A 17,842-nucleotide genomic window follows, 5' to 3' on the forward strand; every position below is an offset into this window, starting at 1 on the left:
CTCCTAATCTTCACGTTCGCAAATTTCTACCAAAGTACCAAAAGATGCCTTAGGGTGAATAAAGGCAATCTTAGCGCCCCCGGCACCTTTACGTGGTTTTTCATCAATAAGTCGAACACCTTTTTCTTTTAAGTCTGCCAGAGCTACTTCTATATTATCCACGCGAAAAGCAATATGTTGAATCGCCTCACCCTTAACAGCAATATATTTGGCAATAGGTCCATCAGGGTCTGTAGATTCAAGGAGCTCCACCTCGCTGTCCCCTGTGGGCATGAAAGCCACTTTTACCTTCTGATCGGCCACTTCTTCAATTTCGGCTACCTTCATTCCTAATACATCTTGGTAAAAGGCCTTTGCTTCCTCAATGCTCTTCACCGCAACACCCACATGATCAATTTTTTTTATCAAACTGTCTCCCTCCTTCACCACTTGATAAAAAGCATCCTTGGGCTACAACGTTCTCACTTTTCCTAAAATTCAACATGCTCCATGATAAACTTTACTATTTCTTTTGTTGATGCCCCAGGAGTAAAAATCTCTGCAATACCCGCTTCTTTAAGGTACGGAATATCATCTTCCGGTATAACACCCCCGCCAACAACTAGAATATCATTGGCACCTTTTTCCCGCAGCAGTTCTACTACCGGTGGAAATAAGTGCATATGGGCACCAGAAAGGCTGCTGATACCCACGACCTGAACATCCTCCTGAATAGCGGCTTCAGCAATCTTTTCGGGAGTCTGCCGCAAGCCGGTATAAATTATTTCCATGCCCGCATCCCTAAGAGTCTGGGCTATTACCTTGGCGCCTCGGTCATGCCCATCCAGGCCGGCTTTGGCAATAAGCACACGAATTGGTTTATCCACACTAATCCCTCCCTAAATTACTACCTGCTGCTGGTATTCGCCAAATACTTCCCGCAGTACGCCGCATATCTCACCTAGGGTGGCATATGCCTTAACCGCAGCAATAATATACGGCATTAGGTTATTATCTGATTGAGCAGCGTTGCGTAGAGCTTTCAAGGTCTCAGCAACTTCCTGCTGGCTACGTTCCTGCCTTACCTGTTCGATTTTATCGCACTGTCTCTGGGCCACTGCCGGGTCTACCTTGAGCAGGTCGGTGGGGGTATCTTTTCTCATCTTAAACTTATTTACCCCAACTACAACTTTGTCGTTGCTTTCTATCTCTTGCATGTATTTATAAGCACTTTCTTGGATTTCCTTTTGCATATATCCTTTTTCTATCGCTTTAGCTGCTCCACCCAATTTATCGATCTTCTCAATATAATCCAAGACCATATCTTCGATATCATTGGTCAGTTTTTCTACGAAAAATGAACCGCCCAAGGGATCAGCCGTCTCGGTGACACCTATTTCATGGGCGATAACCTGTTGGGTTCTTAAAGCTATTAATACCGCATCTTCACTTGGTAAAGCCAATGCCTCATCCTTAGAGTTGGTGTGCAGAGATTGGGTACCTCCTAATACCGCACTGAGCGCTTGAAAAGCAACCCGCATGATATTGACATCCGGCTGCTGAGCAGTTAATGTCACACCGGCAGTTTGGGTATGGAAGCGCAGCATCAGAGATTTTTTGTTTTGAGCACCAAAACGCTCTTTCATAATTTTGGCCCAAACCCTCCGAGCTGCCCGAAACTTGGCTATTTCCTCGAAGAAATTGAGATGAGCATTAAAAAAGAACGATAAACGCGGTGCAAATTCATCCACATCTAACCCGGCATCAATAGCGGCTTGTACATAAGCAATACCGTCGGCTAAAGTAAAGGCTATTTCCTGAGCAGCTGTTGCACCGGCCTCACGAATATGGTAACCACTGATACTAATGGTATTCCAGTTGGGAACATCCTTAGCGCAGTACTCAAAAATATCAGTAATTAATCTCATTGATGGCTCAGGGGGAAAAATGTATGTACCGCGAGCCACATATTCCTTAAGAATATCATTCTGAATGGTGCCTGATAGTTGTTCCGGCGTAACCCCTTGTTTTTCAGCCACGGCAATATACATGGCCAAAATAACTGCTGCCGGTGAATTGATGGTCATAGAGGTGCTCACCTTTTCCAAGGGAATACCATCATAAAGAATTTCCATGTCCTTTAGGGAGTCAATAGCTACTCCTACTTTACCCACTTCACCTCGAGCCAAAGAATGGTCGGAGTCATAGCCAATTTGAGTTGGCAGGTCAAAGGCAACGCTTAAGCCGGTCTGCCCTTGTTCAAGAAGATACTTAAAACGCTGATTGGTCTCCTCGGCAGTACCAAATCCGGCGTATTGGCGCATGGTCCAGAACCGACCTCTATACATGGTAGGTTGGACCCCGCGAGTATAAGGGTAATGACCGGGCATACCCAGGTCTCTTTGATAATCAGCATCTTCCAAAAGGTCCGGCGAATACAATCGTTCAATGGGAATGCCTGAGTCAGTCTCAAAGTTTTCCTTTCGTTCGGGAAAACGGCTGACAGTCTTTTGCACAGTGGTCTCATCCCACTGTTCCTTAGCTTGTTTCACTTTATCTAAACCTTTCTTATCATACATGTTTTCCACCTCCGATGTACAGTATCAGATGAAAAGTATACAATGTTCTTAATACTCTCCATCCAATGGTTATAGCACCTAATGACTTTACTTACCAGTAAATTAAAGTATTTCCGATAATATTTGTGGAACTTGAAATGGCAGTTCGGCGACTTTAACACCGGCAGCAGACAGGGCTTTAACCTTTCCTTCAAAAGTACCTCTGCCTCTTTCAATGATAGCCCCTGCATGACCCATGCGTTTCCCCGCAGGAGCACTTTTACCGGCCAAGTAGGCAACTACGGGCTTAGAAATATTACCTTTAATGTATTCAGCTGCGTTCTCTTCCGCACTACCGCCGATTTCACCAACCATCACCACTGCCTTGGTTTCGGTATCTTGTTCGAACTTTTTCAATACATCAATAAAGTTCAGCCCTACCACCCGGTCGCCCCCCAGGCCAACCACCGTACTGGTGCCCATTTTAGCGGCGGTCAAGTTTCCGACTATTTCGTAACTGAGGGTCCCACTGCGGGCGACAACGCCTACATTACCGGGAATAAAGAATTGGTTGGGCATAATGCCTATTTTGCATTTACCTGAAGATACGAGACCGAATGTATTGGGACCGACTACAGTTGCGTCCATTTCTTTCGCGAATGCCATGATTTCCATGGCATCATGTACGGGAATATGTTCGGTAATACATACCACCACTTTTATACCGGCATCCAGTGCCTCTAAGGCGGCATCCTTGGCAAAAGGAGCAGGAATAAAAAGAATAGATGCGTCAATTTGGTGATTGGTCACCGCACTGCGAACAGTATTGTACACGGGCTTTCCTTCTACTGTTTGACCGCCTTTACCCGGCGATACCCCTGCCACTAGGTCTGTACCGTACGCTAACATCTGTTGGGAATGAAATGTACCTTGATTGCCTGTCATTCCCTGTACAAGGACTTTGGTATTGTCATCAATATAAATCGCCACTCTGATCCCTCCTTATTGGGTTGCTAGCTGAACTGCCGCTTTTGCAGCCTCATCCATTGTTCCAAATGCTTCAATGCCATTATCTTTTAATATCTGCACCCCTTTGTCCTCGTTGGTACCAACTAGCCTGATAACCACCGGGACTGGTATTTTCCGCTGCTTCTTCACTGTAATGAATGCGGTGGCCACATCATCACAGCGAGTTATGCCGCCGAAAATATTGATAAGTATAGCTTTGGGGTTGGTAGATAGTAATATCTCCAATGCTTTCGCTGTGGCCTCAACGCCCGCTCCACCACCAGCATCTAAGAAGTTTGCTGGTGCGCCGCCATAATGTTGGATGATATCCAAAGTTGCCATGGTGATTCCAGCCCCGTTAGCCATGATGGCGATGTTACCGTCAAGCTCTACATAGGATAAACCTAAAGCGTAGGCCTTTTTCTCCGCATCGGTGCGTTCTTCGACCTTTGGCAGGTCTTTATGGCGATAAAGAGCATCATCATCAATGGTCACCTTGGCATCTGCCGCTATCAGCTTATCTGCTGCCAGCACCAATGGGTTGATTTCCATTAATTCTGCATCCAATTCCTTAAATGCTTGATAGAGGTTAGCCAAAATCTTGGCAAATTGTTTTGCCTGGTTACCGCTGAACCCCAGTCTGTCAGCTATATCTTTTCCCAGATATGGCTGCACACCAAGATTGGTGTTGATTGGATGACGAACCATTTTTTCTTCCGGCACATCCTCAATATCCATTCCACCTTCAACGGAAGCCAAGATAATGGGTTTTTTTAAAGTGCCGTCAAGAGTAATAGCCAAGTAGAATTCCTTCTCAATGGGAAGTTTTTCCTCTACGAGGACCTTCTCTACCTTTAATCCTTTCAGCTCCATTCCCAGCAGTTCATCTGCAGCTTGCCGGGCATGTTCCTTACCGGACACAAATTTGATGCCTCCGGCTTTACCCCTTTTCCCGGATAAAATTTGTGATTTAACAACCGCCTCTTCCAAGTTCTCAGCTTGCTTTGCTGCTTCCTCCGGGGTGCCAGCCACGCCCCCTTTAGGAACAGGAATATTATATTTGTCAAACAATTCTTTTCCCATATATTCGAACAATTTCAAGTATATCCCTCCTTAGATTTAGTAACCAAAACCCACTATTGCCTAATTGTCTAATTTACGCCCCCTTTCCCCAATTTTGAATTTAAAAATGTTTCTAATAATTAAAACCTGACGAAAGCACAAAAAAACAACATATATTAGCCCAGATTTGCTCGATATTTTTTTAGTTTATTATATAGCGTAGCCAAAGAAATATTTAGCGCTTGGGCAGCTTTCTTTTTTCCTTCCAGCGTTTCACCGTAGCGTGCCATTGCGGCTCTTAACATTATCTGTTCCATTTTATCTAAGGGCATCACCTCGGCAAACTTATTGCTGCTTAACGAGTCAAACTGACCAATATATTGAGATAGTTGATGGTGAGTCAGTACATTCTCCTCCACCACTACCATGGCACGTTCCAAGACATTTTCCAGTTCCCGAACATTGCCCGGCCAGTCATAACTTACCAAAAGCTGAAGTGCTTCAGGAGACACGCCTTTAACTTTCTTTCCCAACTTACGATTAAACTTAATAATCAAATACTCGGTTAATACCGGTATGTCATCCTTACGCTCCCGAAGCGGCGGGACGGACAATTCCACAACATTCAATCGATAGTAAAGGTCCTCCCGAAAAGTGCCTTTCCTGACCATGGATTTTAACTTCCGATTAGTAGCAGCAATAAAACGCACATTGACTTTGATTGTTTGGGTCCCACCTACCCTTTCAAATTCCCTATCTTGAATGACACGCAATAGTTTTGCCTGTAAAAATAGGTTCATATCACCTATTTCATCTAGGAACAAAGTACCGCCATTTGCCAGTTCCACTTTGCCCAGTTTGGTGCGAACCGCCCCAGTAAAAGCGCCTTTCTCGTGGCCAAAGAATTCACTTTCCAAGAGACTTTCCGGGATAGCGGCACAGTTCACTTTGATAAAGGGCTTATCCCGCCTCTGGCTGGCTTGGTGTACAGCATGAGCATAAAGCTCTTTCCCGGTACCGCTTTCACCGGTAATCAGTACTGTGGAATCACTTCGAGCGGATTTCTTAGCCATCTCCATCGTTGCTTTGAATGTTTTACTGCGACCGATAAGATCATCGAAATTATATTTGCTACCGGTAATCTGACCAATTCGTGCATATAAATTTTCGATGATAGTGTTTGACTTTTGCAGTTCTTCCATTAACTTTATAATATCCGTAATTGGCTGAAATACTACAACTGCGCCCTCAATCTTCCCATCAACTAAAATTGGCGCAGAATTAGAAATTACTTCGACTCCGGAACCGCCCACTTTAGTGCGATGCCCATGTACCGGTTTTTGCGAGACCAAGCTTTGAGCCAATGCACCGTGAGGAGAAACCTTGAAAATATTTTTATTAATACGCTGAGTTTCCAAAACACCTGTCACCCTGGTAAATGCAGGATTGACATACTTGATGATGCCTGTATTATCTGCGACTTCGATTGCTTCCTGAACTGAGTTGAGAATCGTTTCCAATTCTCCCTTTAACCTTTTAAACTCTAGCAATTCCTCCTTTTCCTCCAGCAACGAAACAAACAATTTAGCTGCTTGAGCTTCAATCACGGCCGTGCCTGGTGCTTTAAGCTGGTCTATTTGTTGTTGGACCTCACTGTTGTTTGTCGCTTCAAACAATACATCCATATTTTCCCAGGCTAATAATTTTTTCAAGTCAGTAGTGACAAAAATGCCTTCTTTTTTTGCCATGGCAATAGTAGGTGCATTGGGATTAGTATCACACACGCCTACAATCTTAACCTTTCTTACTTCTTTCAGCATTTTAAATATGGCGCTGCCGCCCTTCCCAGCACCAACAAGTCCCACGCGAAAAAGCTGCATAATCTATCCTCTCCCCGGAGTTAAAGAAATTTAGGTCTTTTTGTTCTTTGCGGTGATTAAGTTTATGCATGTATTTATTAGAACTTTCGTAATAATTAGAAGAATTCCTGCTTTCCACAGTGATATTTTTCTTGTATACATGTATACAAGGTCCATTAGCAAAAAAAGTTGCACCGAACCTATTTGTCCGGTACAACCTATATGGAGTGTATTAAAGCTCCCAGCTATCAAGGTATTTCTTTTGTTCTTCAGTAAGTTGATCAATTTCATATCCCAGGGCTTGCAGCCGAAGCTGCGCGACACCTTTATCAATCACTTCAGGCACCTTATGCACTCCGGCTTTTAATTGATCGCCACTTTCCAAAATATATTGAAGTGATTTTGCCTGCAGGGCAAAACTCATATCCATAATCTCAGCTGGATGACCGTCCCCCGCGGCCAAATTAACCAATCTTCCTTCTGCCAGCAAATTTAAAGCCCTGCCATCACTAAACCTATACTGCTGTACATTAGGCCGCACCACCACCATCTCTTGGGACATTTCTTCTAAGGCAACTTTATCAATCTCTACGTCAAAATGCCCGGCATTTGCTAAAATGGCCTGGTCCTTCATAACCTGGAAATGTGCCCGATGAATTACAGATTTGTTTCCTGTAACGGTAACAAAATAATCACCCAACGGCGATGCTTCAATTAGCGGCATAACTTGAAATCCATCCATCAACGCTTCGTTTGCCTTAATTGGATCAATTTCACAGACTAATACCCTAGCACCCATCCCCTTGGCACGCATGGCCACACCCTTGCCACACCATCCATAGCCTATTATTACCACGTTTTTCCCTGCGACCACTAGGTTTGTAGTGCGATTAATCCCATCCCATACGGACTGTCCGGTGCCGTAGCGATTGTCAAACAAATACTTTGATAGGGCATCATTCACCGCCATCATCGGGAATGATAACGTTCCTTCTTTTTCCATGGCCTTAAGCCTTAAAATCCCTGTAGTGGTTTCTTCACTGCCCCCGACTACACCAGGCAGAACATCGCGCCGCTTACCATGGAGTAAGGATACCAGGTCACCACCGTCATCAACTATCAAGTCCGGCTCAAAGTCCAGCGCTTTGTTAAGATGCAGACGATATTCATCTCCGGTCGCTCCATACCAGGCATACGCAGTGATACCCTGCTTGACCAAAGCGGCCACCACATCATCCTGGGTGGATAGCGGATTTGAAGCAACTACCGCTACTTTAGCACCACCTCGTTGCAAAGTCATCGCCAAATAGCCCGTTTTTGCCTCTAAATGTAAACAAATAACTACTTTCTTTCCCGCAAAGGGTTTTATTTGCTCCAATTCATCGCCCATATTGGAAAGAACCGGCATGTGACTGGCAGCCCAAGAAATCTTTTTCAATCCCTGCGGAGCTAAGTTAATATCCTTAATCATAAATTCAGCCAATTTTGTACCCTCCTTCATGCTTAACCCAAACTGTGTGTAGCAAATTTTAGAGCAATCTGATTTACCTGTTGTTCGCTTAATTGGTCATTCAGATGATCATCATTAATAAAGTCTAAAAGTTTATCCTTCTTTATTACCGTTAACCGAGGGTCTTCTCCTTCAATGATGCTTTTAGGATGCGCCATTACCACCGCAGATATCAAAGGTATTTTCCAACCGGTGAAGTTTTCCCGAAAGAACTCTCTTAGCACCCTTTCGTGGCGTTGGACTTGATGATGGGGACTTTCCATGCCTTCACGCAGAACACTGTTGTGTACCGCCTTAATGGTAGACCAATCGCCATTGGGTGAAATTACCACCATACCGTTGATTGTCTTCGTTTCAAGGTGAAAGACACCCTTAGGTCCAATCACCAGATGGTCCATTTGTTGAGCTTGATACTTCTTACTGGGTAACTGAATGTTATTGATCACCACGAAAGACTTGGGCAGCCAACTAAGGTGATGCGCCACCGCTTGTTCGCCTCGCATACCAGCTTCCAGCATATTCTTTTTCCGGCGCAAGGATTTGATGTTATGTACTAGCTGGCGACGTATTTCATCTTTGTTGGGCTGATATAGTACCAAGTAGGCGCAGGTGATGAGTAAGGAGAAAAACAAAGCACCGGTAATTCCTGAAGTGAAATCTAATAGTCCGTTGGATATTATCACTAGAATAATGAAAACAATAGTGGTCGGAATGGCCACCACGATATAGACAAAGGGAAAGTTTTTCTGATTATCTAGTTTTTCAATTTCATGCTGATAGTAGGTTATCTTCTCTTCAATCTCGCCTACCTGTTCATTTAGATGCTGTGACATTAACCGGCTCCCCCTGCTGGACTAATAAATAAAATTAAGCATTGTAAGGAGGGTAACCCCCTATTAATACCCATTTTTATCAACGACACATAATTCATTAATTTAAATCAAACTATCGCTCAGCTTCGGCCAATGATTTTAACTTAGATACCGTCAAACCGGCTAAAAAAGCAAAATCTTCAGTTGGTAAGTAACCCGACGCGGAACGGTTAAAAAGAATATTAGCGGAAGCGTCAAACTCTTCATCCCCTTCCCAAAGAACCACGGTCACCGGCACCCGCGGTAAAGCAGCAAATGTAAAACTCACATCACCTAAAGTCTCAGGTTTGCCGCCAAGGTTTGTTGCGGCACCACGAAATTCTTCAGGGCTGCTGCCAAATAACTGTAAAAACGGACGGATAGACCGATTAGTAAAGGGAGTATTATAAATTTCTCCGCCGGGCAGCTCTTTAAAGGAGATATAATCCTTTTCTATTGGGTTTCCCGACGCCGCAACCAAGTAATGCAAAATGAGAATTCTCTCAATCAAAGGAAGTTCAGTATTAATAAATTTGCCGTCAGGATAAGAAATATCTATGCCGCTGTTAAAGTATTTTAAACGAAACAGCCCTTGCTCCGCTAAAAATTCAACCCCGGCCCTGTCCGAAACATCTTTGGGACTGGCCTTTCTAAGTTGGGTAAGCGCTTCTGTTAAAGTAACATCCAAATTTGATCCAGTCATTGATATTACCCTCCAGTATTTTCTAAAATTACATAACCATTTAAAAGTATATCATAAATGAAAAAAAATTTCCTTGATAGGAAATTAGCTAGGTAAAGAGAATCCAAAAGGGCCCAAAAGGGCCCTTTTGGATTCTCTCTCACCCTCCGGGTATAAGTGCGAAGCCAGCAAAACTGGCGAGTCTTCTTTAAGAAACGCAAAGCGTATTGGTGACGTACGCCAGCAGTCCCAAGTTCGCGAAAAAGAATGGTTGTGATCGGAAACACTTACAATTCAGCGCAGAAAATTCGCCAATCAACTGCGGTGGACTGTTTGGATACCCTCTTTAAGATAACGGTTTTTGACTAAGTACCTTCACCCATAGGTTCATATCTTCAAATTTACCACATATGTGACAGTTTTTAATAAACTGACCTTTAAAATCATATCCTAGTTTGCGAAACACCATATTCATCCCTGTTGAGCGGGCCCTTGCCAAGCTGTAAATTACCTGTAGTCCCTTTTTCTGCATATCTTCGCCTAACCTGTCCAATATGAAGCGCATTAATCCCCTGCCCCTGTAATCGGGAGAGGTGGCGCAATCAGTCATCTCTGCATTGTTATAATTGAAATTCCTTTCCGCAGAAGCACTGCTGATTATCTTGCCCTCATCCAACACTAGTAAAAATTCTACATGGTTATCCATTATCTGCTTTACATATTCCGGATCATTCAATGGTGTAGGGTAAGTTTTAAAAGTACCGTCGTAAAACTCAGCTAATTCCGGTGCGTACTCTTCGCTGCCCGTTACCACATCCCACTGAGACGTATATTTATCTTCGCTATCGTTAAAGTTAGGGGCTTCCGCCAATACCTTATCTAGAATTGACTTTTCCTCTTCCACAAAGGGGCTACGCCTTCGTTCTTCGGAAAGAAAATATGAGAGGCAGTGTGCAGTCTCTCCATTAAAATACCCGGGGATTTCTCCTTCCTTAATAAACCCTCTTGCACTAAATTCCTGCCAATTTGCGGAAACGTTAAACAAAATTTTACTAACCTGATTTTTTCTTCCTAGGGCCATCAGTCGCTGAGACACGGCATCAGCATCACCGTCATAATCCAATACCTTTAATCTTTCATTGGGAAAATCCAAATACACATTGAGACTGCAGCGGTCATCTTCGGCGGTCCATGAAAACCCATAAGCGTCGCCAAAGAAAGACACTTGTTCCTTATCGTTTATAAATACCGTTTGATTATTCATTATCTCACCCTTTATAATTTTAACAGTAAGTTTTGCGTCTTTTTTCCCTCAAGTTACCCTTAGGTGTCAGGCTAAGTCTCTTCTCCGCAAAAAGCTTTGCCAGACCAACCGGGTCCTTATGAGACAGCCATTTACATGTCTCACAGTCTTCACAGGCACCACCATTATCACCTTCCCCCGGTTGTCCATAAGCGCAAATCACACCTTCATAATTCCTTAGAATTACTTTATCATCGGACTGAGAAATCATGTACTGAGGGCTAACGGGAATTTTACCGCCACCGCCGGGAGCATCTACTACAAAGGTTGGTACTGCCAAACCAGATGTATGTCCCCGGAGCATTTCCATAATTTCAATGCCTTTGGATACCGAGGTACGGAAGTGCTCAATGCCCGGTGACAGGTCGCATTGGTAGAGATAGTACGGTTTCACTCTGTTAAGAAGCAACTGATGATTTAAGTCCTTAATAATATATGGGCAGTCATTGATACCTTTCAAAAGTACCGTTTGGTTACCCAGCGGCACCCCGGCATCTGCCAGTTTGGCACATGCCTCCCTCGCCTCGGGAGTAATCTCATGGGGATGGTTAAAGTGCGTATTAATATAAATTGGGTGGTACTTTTTTATCACCCGGCAGAGCTCGTCGGTAATCCGCATAGGCATAACCACGGGGGTACGGGTTCCCAATCTGATAATTTCTACATGCTCAATCTGCCTCAGTCGGCTTAGCAGGTAATCTAACCGTTCGTCAGAAATCAGCAAACTATCACCGCCTGAAAGCAGTACATCGCGAATAACCGGGGTTCTTTTGATATAATCCAATGCCGTTTCCAATTGTTCTTCCGGCATCATTGTATCGGTGGTCCCGGCCAGACGCCGTCGCGTACAATGTCGGCAGTACATGGAGCACTGGTCAGTAACCAAAAAGAGTACCCTGTCAGGATATCGATGAGTAATCCCTGGAACAGGAGAGTCTACATCTTCATGGAGAGGGTCTTCCAAATCATAATCGGTTTCCTTAAGTTCCCAAGCTACAGGTACCGCTTGCTTCCTCACTGGACATTCCGGATCATCTCTTTCCATTAAACTGGCATAATACGGCGTAATAGCCATCCGAAGGGATTCCAATGCCTTGTTGATGTCGTTTTCCTCTTCTTTGGGAATATTAATAACCTTTTTCAAATCCTCCAAGTTGTCAATTCGGTTTCTTACCTGCCAGTGCCAATCCAGCCATTGCTGGTCAGGGACATCTTGCCAGATTTGTGCTTTCTTGAGTTCATGCATCATTCTCTCGCCTCCAAATATTCATGAAAAAAAGACTTAAAACCCTGGCACATTTTTAGTATTTCCTGTACCGTAATTTTAAGTCTTTCAGTTACTTACCAAAATTATTTTACCAATAAAAGCATCAATTTACAAAGCCGCTCTCTCATCCTAAGATGGCTCAGTAACCTATATCAGTGGATTAACAAGCTTAAGGTTTACCATACTTAGTATTATGTAAACTTAATACCTGAAACACTGCCATATTTTCACTTTGACTTTTACTTATCGGTGCGATATAATATTTCTTGCTGGCGCCCGTAGCTCAGTCGGATAGAGTGACGGATTCCGATTCCGGAGGTCGCAGGTTCGAATCCTGCCGGGCGCGCCAAGTTCTACATACTAGTATATAATAATGGCAAGGGTGCCCACCCTTGCCGTCTTAATTTTCTAGACTTCTCGCTTTCCAGTCTTCTCGCTATTTTCCAGTCTTCTCACTTTGAGTTACTAAATGATTTGTTTTATTCTTTGCTACCCTTTCTTTTTCCGGTCGCACTTAACCATACCCTGATAGCATTCTTGACAGAGAAAATCCTCACATTCAGGACAGAGACGCATGTCCGGCGGATGTGCATCCAAGCAGTCATAGCAGTAGCTGGTATCACAGTGCCGGCAAATCACACCGGATACATCTTTGGTTTTGCAGCGGTCACAAACCGGTATGCGCATATTTTACACTCCAAACCATTTGATATATCAATCTTATTCGTTCCTATTCGTTATTTTTACCATTATTTCCTGCATCAAGCATCAAGGTAAAAGAGGCAGGTTCTTCTAGCTATATGCCACGGGGACAGTTCCATCGTCTTCCCTCCGGCCCTTCGCTACGCTACGGGGACGCTCGAACCGTCCCCATGGCTCCGCTTATCCAAAAATATGCCGAGGACTCCCGGTTTTAGCATAGCTTCAGAGGGATGCTCACCCTACTAAATCCAGCGCATCCTGGGTTCTGCCTAAAATTTTCACCTGGTCACCTGTAGCAAGCATCGATGCGTTGGCTTCGTCAGTATCAATATGCATTTCCAAACGAAAATCGGGATGAACCCGCACTATTACACTGTGGAAGCAAAGTTCTCTTTCCCCTTCCACCAATACGCTTACCCGGTCACAGTCCTTATAACCTAGTTGTTTAGCTTCTTTTGGCGACATGTGAATATGACGCACAGCAATAATCACGCCTTCCGACAAACTGACTGTCCCTGCCGGACCCACCAACATGCAACCCGGGGTACCTGCCAAATCGCCCGACTCTTTTACCGGAGCCTTGATACCCAGCCTAAAGGAGTCTGTACGGGAAATTTCAACCTGAGTACTTTTCCTAATGGGGCCAAGCACTCTAACCCCTTCCACAATACCTTTCGGGCCAACCAGCGAGACGGTTTCCTGAGCGGCAAATTGTCCCGGTTGTCCCAGATCCTTCACTTCAGCTAAAGAGTAATCTTTACCAAACAACATCTCCAAATGTTTCGGGCTCAGATGAACATGGCGATTTGATACGCCAATAGATACTGTAGCTGTTCTCATTAGCTTCCCCCCCCAATTACCGTTCAACCATTCACCATCTATTTTCTACCATTCAAGGACAACTAGCTACCATTTGCCCTTATTATACTACCGTTGGCGACAGGCTTCAAGAGAAGGGAAATATGTTCTAAAATAGAAAATTTTCAGCTTTGACGCACAATTTGAATAGTGTGTCTATTCAAATTGTGCCCATTTAACTTCCGCCACCAGCATAGTAGGTGGGCGAATCTTCACTGACACAACATACTTTGTAAATCCGAAAGTACCCCGCCGATACTCTCCCTAAAGATTACTGCAGCAGACTCATCATAACTGGTGGGAGTATTGTTAACGATAATCAGTTGGCGTGCCAGCTGCGGCAGCGAGGCCACGGGGTAAACCTGTAGGCTGGTTCCAGCGACCAGCAAAAGGTCACAACCGGATAAAACCTTAGTCGCCCGAAAGAAATCATGAGACATCGGGTCCTCAAACAATACCACATCGGGGCGCAAAATGCCCGAACAGTGACATCTTGGCGGATTAATTCCATTGTCCAGTTGTTCGGTAACTTTTGAAAAGTCCACCCTATCGCCGCATTCCAGGCAATGGCCAGTGCGCATATGACCATGAACCTCTAACACGCTTTTGGAACCGGCTGCATAATGCAGTCCATCAATGTTTTGCGTAACTATGCCTAAGAGGAGACCCCCATCTTCCATTTCTTTAAGCGCACGATGCCCCCTGTTAGGCTGGGCATCAGCAAATGTCCGCCAGTGGGAAATGGTGTCTTGATAAAATTTTTTTGGATTATGACGCAGCGCACTGGCTGAAGCGGTTTTTAAGGGATTGACTTTTTCCCAAAGTCCTTTACCCGGGCTGCGGTAATCCGGAATACCGCTTTCCGTACTAATTCCTGCACCCGTCAACGCAAAGGCCCTACTGGCTTGTATCATCAAATCCGCAGTTTTTTTCAACCTCTCTTGATACTCCATGGCACCCTCCCCATTCTTTTGTTCTACATTCGCCAACAGCGGCTATTTCCCTCCCATATGCTTATCCTCATTCCCGCTTAATACATGTTTCTTAATCTTTGCAGCCAATCTAACAAGCCATTTTGTTTTTTACCCTGTCCCGGGTTTCTTTTTTGTTCTTTGTCACTACTAGAATTATTCCAGTTCCGGCTCGGGTCATGGGTATTATCAAATTGCTTCGGCTCCGTCCCTTTAATAAAACTCATGGTTTTAACCCTGGGGCAGTACTGAGTGGCTCGTAGACCTGAATCCAGACAAATATCAATCTTGACAATATTATTCGGCACGGAAAATGCTTTCACTGGTTGGTTTTCCATCGCTTTCGCCATAAATTTAGCCCAAATTGGGCCGGCCACCCGCCCACCTGGCAGCCAAATGGATCGACTCTGATCATCAAAGCCCACATAAACCGCTGTTGATAATTGCGGCGTAAAGCCGGCAAACCAAGCATCTCTATATTTGTCTGTTGTTCCTGTCTTACCTGCCGCGGGCCGGGTAAGATATTGTCGTAAATTAGACGCCGTCCCTCCTGGTTCGAGCACACTTTCCATCATATTTGTAACCAAATATGCCGTGCTTTTTGACAAGGCCACAGCTCTTTTAGGCTTATGTTCTAGTATTACATCATCTTCTTCGCCGACTACCTTCTTGATAAATATGGGGTCCGTTTTGATTCCCCCTGCCGCTAAAGTGGCATATCCCCGGGCTAATTCCAACGGCGTCAACCCAATTGAGCCTAAGGCCAATGAAAGGTATGGCTGTAACGGCGTGGTAATTCCCATATTTTTAGCTTCCTGTACCAAAGCTTCAGGACCCATTAGATAGTTTAACCTCACTGCCACCACATTGTCGGAATGCTGCAGCGCCTCCAGTAAAGTAAATTCCCGGTAGTGATACGGCTCATCTCCATAATCCTCAGGTTTATAGACCTCTCCGCTGGGCAGGGGATACTCCACCGGTTCACAACGAATTGTCGTCGCCTGAGTATATCCTCTGTCAATGGCAGCAGCATATAAAAACGGCTTCATAGAAGACCCCGGCTGCCTGCGTGCCTGGGTGGCCCTGTTAAATTGACTTTCCTCAAAGTTCCGCCCACCCACTAATGCCTTGACATAGCCGGTAGCTGGATCTATTGCTGCCAGCGCTGCCTGCAGTTGAGGGTCCTGCTCGGCAAGAACTTCCTTGACCGCCTGCTGCGCCGATTCCTGCATCCTCAGATCAAGAGTAGTATATACTTTCAGCCCGCCTCGGTAGATAGATTCTTCTGGTAATTTTTGCGATAATTGACCGATTACTTCCTGGACAAAGTACGGCGCTTTGTCTTCCACTTCCAATGATGCCAATTTTAAAGGTTTCTCTTTCGTCGCATCCGCCTGTTCAGCGGAAATAAAATTCAGTTCAACCATTTTATTGAGAACAAAATTGCGTCTTGTTTTAACTTTCTCCGGTCTTTTGAAAGGATCGTAATAACTTGGTGCTCGGGGCAGTGCCGCTAAGGTGGCCGCTTCCTCCAAAGTCAAGTCCTCTGCATTTTTGCCGAAATAACGGCGAGAAGCTACTTCTATGCCATATGCACCCCGCCCGAAATAAACCAAATTAAGATACATATTGAGAATTTCTGTTTTGGTATAAGTACGTTCTAATTCCACTGTCAGAAGTGCTTCTTTAACTTTTCTAGTGAAGGTACGCTCATGAGTCAAGTATAAGTTTTTAGCCAACTGCTGGGTAAGGGTGCTCCCTCCCTCTACCACATCCCAAGCCCTGACATTACGGTATATTGCCCGGGCAATACCATTTAAATCAAAACCATGATGCTGATAAAATCTTTCATCCTCCACAGCCACCAGTGCCTGGCGCATCAAAGCGGGTATTTTATCATCGCTAATAACGATTCGGTTTTCCTCAAACAATGTATCGATAACATTACCCGCGCTGTCTAAGATTACCGTTGTCTCCGGTATTTCCGGTTTCGGTAGAGGTCGTGCCAGTCCGCAGCCAACAATAGTAAGAGCAGTAAGCAGAAACAATAGTGACAGGTTTATTATATGCTTATATCCCAATTGCCTCACCGGTGCATTCCTCCCGTCTCTGACGGTCCTTTACTAAGCAAGTATTATTCCCGATGAAGCTATTCTTTACTCAAAAAGGATATAAAGGAAAAACCCGCGTTGTCAGGGGGCAGTATGGCCGGCAGAATGTAATGAAGCCTGGGACAAAATCCCAGGAAGTTGGGAAATCTCCTCTATTTCCGGTACGGGTAGGAGTGGCGTTTCATGCTCAAAATCCCATGTTGGCGCTTTTAGCAGCACCGCATTCAGCCCCGCACGCAGTGCCGGATTGATATCCGATTTGATACTATTACCCACAGACCACACCTTATCTAATGGGAATGCGTTAGATTGAGCCAGCTCAGTAAAGAGATAGGGATCCTTTTTTCCAACCACCAACACACTTTGAAAGTAGTGCTCCAGCCCACTTTCCTTTAGTTTTTCTATTTGGTGAGCTTTTTCACCTTTAGTAACCAATATCATGTGATAATCTTCCCTTAGCAATGTCAGAGTTTCCCGAGACCCCTCTTTCACTATCGGAGCTTGGCGAAAAACCCACCACCCGACTTGCTCAACTTCCTTTTCCATTGACTCACAAATACCTGCTCGTTTATTTTTGCTGCAATATCGGTAAACCTGCACCAGTGCTTTAGGAAAACATTCATTAACAAAGCCGTACTTGGTAACCATATCAATATCAAAACGGTTGACTACATCAAGCAGATTGGGCATATCCAGACCTTGAGAAACCATCAACTGCTTGAAGCGGACCTTTGCCTCATCAAATACCGCATTAGTGGCTACCAAAGTATCATCAAAATCAAAGATTATTGCACCATCAGCCAATGTTCTCTCCCCTCTCTTACCAACAGTTTACAGTACAAATTTCTACCGGGCAATAAATTGTTAACATTGAGCATAAATGAACCGCTGCCTAAATTTGCAAGCAGCGGTTACTCAAACGATTTCCTTAATGCGCCCTAGCGATAAAATTGCTTTTATTGTTTAGCTATTTCTTTAGCAGGCACTTACCGCATCCAGTACAATCTCCACCGTGAAGCAGCAAATGATTACAACGCGGACAACGTTGGTACTTATCAGCATCGACATCAGCCCCGCATTGAGGGCAGGTTACTATCTTACCCTTAGCCACCAAAATGACC

17 protein-coding genes and 1 tRNA gene are annotated in these 17,842 nt (G+C 44.5%); 1 reads left to right on the forward strand and 17 read right to left on the reverse strand.

Features of this window, described 5'->3' with window-relative positions:
* Positions 1-3: 3 nt before the first annotated feature.
* The 11 genes from mce to kamA form a co-directional block, all read right to left on the reverse strand.
* A complete protein-coding gene (mce, locus tag MFMK1_RS11685; RefSeq protein WP_366921884.1) occupies positions 4-408 on the reverse strand; it encodes a methylmalonyl-CoA epimerase in 405 nt (134 codons plus the stop codon).
* 62 nt (positions 409-470) lie between these two features.
* Positions 471-866 carry a cobalamin B12-binding domain-containing protein gene (locus tag MFMK1_RS11690; protein ID WP_366921885.1) on the reverse strand — a complete coding sequence of 132 codons (396 nt, stop codon included), beginning with the start codon at positions 864-866 and terminating at the stop codon, positions 471-473.
* Between the two features lie 12 nt (positions 867-878).
* Complete coding sequence (locus MFMK1_RS11695) at positions 879-2,558, reverse strand: acyl-CoA mutase large subunit family protein (RefSeq protein ID WP_366921886.1); 1,680 nt, start codon at positions 2,556-2,558, stop codon at positions 879-881.
* Positions 2,559-2,660: 102 nt separating this feature from the next.
* Complete coding sequence (gene sucD, locus MFMK1_RS11700) at positions 2,661-3,527, reverse strand: succinate--CoA ligase subunit alpha (protein ID WP_366921887.1); 867 nt, start codon at positions 3,525-3,527, stop codon at positions 2,661-2,663.
* A 12-nt stretch (positions 3,528-3,539) separates the two neighbouring features.
* Entirely contained in the window at positions 3,540-4,646 is a 1,107-nt protein-coding gene (gene sucC, locus MFMK1_RS11705) for an ADP-forming succinate--CoA ligase subunit beta (protein WP_366921888.1), read from the reverse strand.
* A gap of 137 nt (positions 4,647-4,783) precedes the next feature.
* Positions 4,784-6,487 (reverse strand): sigma 54-interacting transcriptional regulator, encoded by a 1,704-nt coding sequence (locus tag MFMK1_RS11710; protein WP_366921889.1) that lies wholly within the window; start codon positions 6,485-6,487, stop codon positions 4,784-4,786.
* Positions 6,488-6,698: 211 nt separating this feature from the next.
* Entirely contained in the window at positions 6,699-7,967 is a 1,269-nt protein-coding gene (locus MFMK1_RS11715) for an adenosylhomocysteinase (RefSeq protein ID WP_366921890.1), read from the reverse strand.
* A 2-nt stretch (positions 7,968-7,969) separates the two neighbouring features.
* A complete protein-coding gene (locus tag MFMK1_RS11720; protein WP_366921891.1) occupies positions 7,970-8,809 on the reverse strand; it encodes a nuclease-related domain-containing protein in 840 nt (279 codons plus the stop codon).
* A gap of 112 nt (positions 8,810-8,921) precedes the next feature.
* Positions 8,922-9,530, reverse strand: a complete 609-nt coding sequence (locus tag MFMK1_RS11725; protein ID WP_366921892.1) for a DUF3786 domain-containing protein — start codon at positions 9,528-9,530, stop codon at positions 8,922-8,924.
* A 325-nt stretch (positions 9,531-9,855) separates the two neighbouring features.
* The gene (ablB, locus tag MFMK1_RS11730) at positions 9,856-10,773 is read right to left on the reverse strand and encodes a putative beta-lysine N-acetyltransferase (RefSeq protein ID WP_366921893.1); all 918 of its coding nucleotides are present in this window, start codon (positions 10,771-10,773) and stop codon (positions 9,856-9,858) included.
* A gap of 19 nt (positions 10,774-10,792) precedes the next feature.
* A complete protein-coding gene (gene kamA, locus MFMK1_RS11735) occupies positions 10,793-12,061 on the reverse strand; it encodes a lysine 2,3-aminomutase (RefSeq protein ID WP_428846271.1) in 1,269 nt (422 codons plus the stop codon).
* A gap of 290 nt (positions 12,062-12,351) precedes the next feature.
* Between kamA and MFMK1_RS11740 the strand changes: the two genes are divergently transcribed.
* Positions 12,352-12,428 (forward strand) — tRNA-Arg (locus MFMK1_RS11740).
* Between the two features lie 140 nt (positions 12,429-12,568).
* Here the strand turns inward: MFMK1_RS11740 and MFMK1_RS11745 are convergent.
* The 6 genes from MFMK1_RS11745 to MFMK1_RS11770 form a co-directional block, all read right to left on the reverse strand.
* Positions 12,569-12,766: a hypothetical protein gene (locus MFMK1_RS11745; protein ID WP_366921894.1), complete on the reverse strand. Its 198-nt coding sequence runs from the start codon at positions 12,764-12,766 to the stop codon at positions 12,569-12,571.
* A 249-nt stretch (positions 12,767-13,015) separates the two neighbouring features.
* The gene (pduL, locus tag MFMK1_RS11750; protein WP_366921895.1) at positions 13,016-13,621 is read right to left on the reverse strand and encodes a phosphate propanoyltransferase; all 606 of its coding nucleotides are present in this window, start codon (positions 13,619-13,621) and stop codon (positions 13,016-13,018) included.
* Positions 13,622-13,851: 230 nt separating this feature from the next.
* Positions 13,852-14,628 carry an SIR2 family NAD-dependent protein deacylase gene (locus tag MFMK1_RS11755; RefSeq protein ID WP_366921896.1) on the reverse strand — a complete coding sequence of 259 codons (777 nt, stop codon included), beginning with the start codon at positions 14,626-14,628 and terminating at the stop codon, positions 13,852-13,854.
* A gap of 41 nt (positions 14,629-14,669) precedes the next feature.
* Positions 14,670-16,700 (reverse strand): transglycosylase domain-containing protein, encoded by a 2,031-nt coding sequence (locus tag MFMK1_RS11760; RefSeq protein WP_366921897.1) that lies wholly within the window; start codon positions 16,698-16,700, stop codon positions 14,670-14,672.
* A gap of 102 nt (positions 16,701-16,802) precedes the next feature.
* The gene (locus MFMK1_RS11765; RefSeq protein WP_366921898.1) at positions 16,803-17,525 is read right to left on the reverse strand and encodes an HAD family hydrolase; all 723 of its coding nucleotides are present in this window, start codon (positions 17,523-17,525) and stop codon (positions 16,803-16,805) included.
* 163 nt (positions 17,526-17,688) lie between these two features.
* On the reverse strand, positions 17,689-17,832 hold the full coding sequence (locus MFMK1_RS11770) for a DUF7577 domain-containing protein (RefSeq protein WP_366921899.1): 144 nt from the start codon (positions 17,830-17,832) through the stop codon (positions 17,689-17,691).
* Between the last annotated feature and the right edge of the window lie 10 nt (positions 17,833-17,842).

Origin of the sequence: Metallumcola ferriviriculae, assembly GCF_035573695.1 — a bacterium.
In the GTDB taxonomy this organism is placed as follows: Bacteria; Bacillota; JADQBR01; order JADQBR01; family JADQBR01; genus Metallumcola; species Metallumcola ferriviriculae.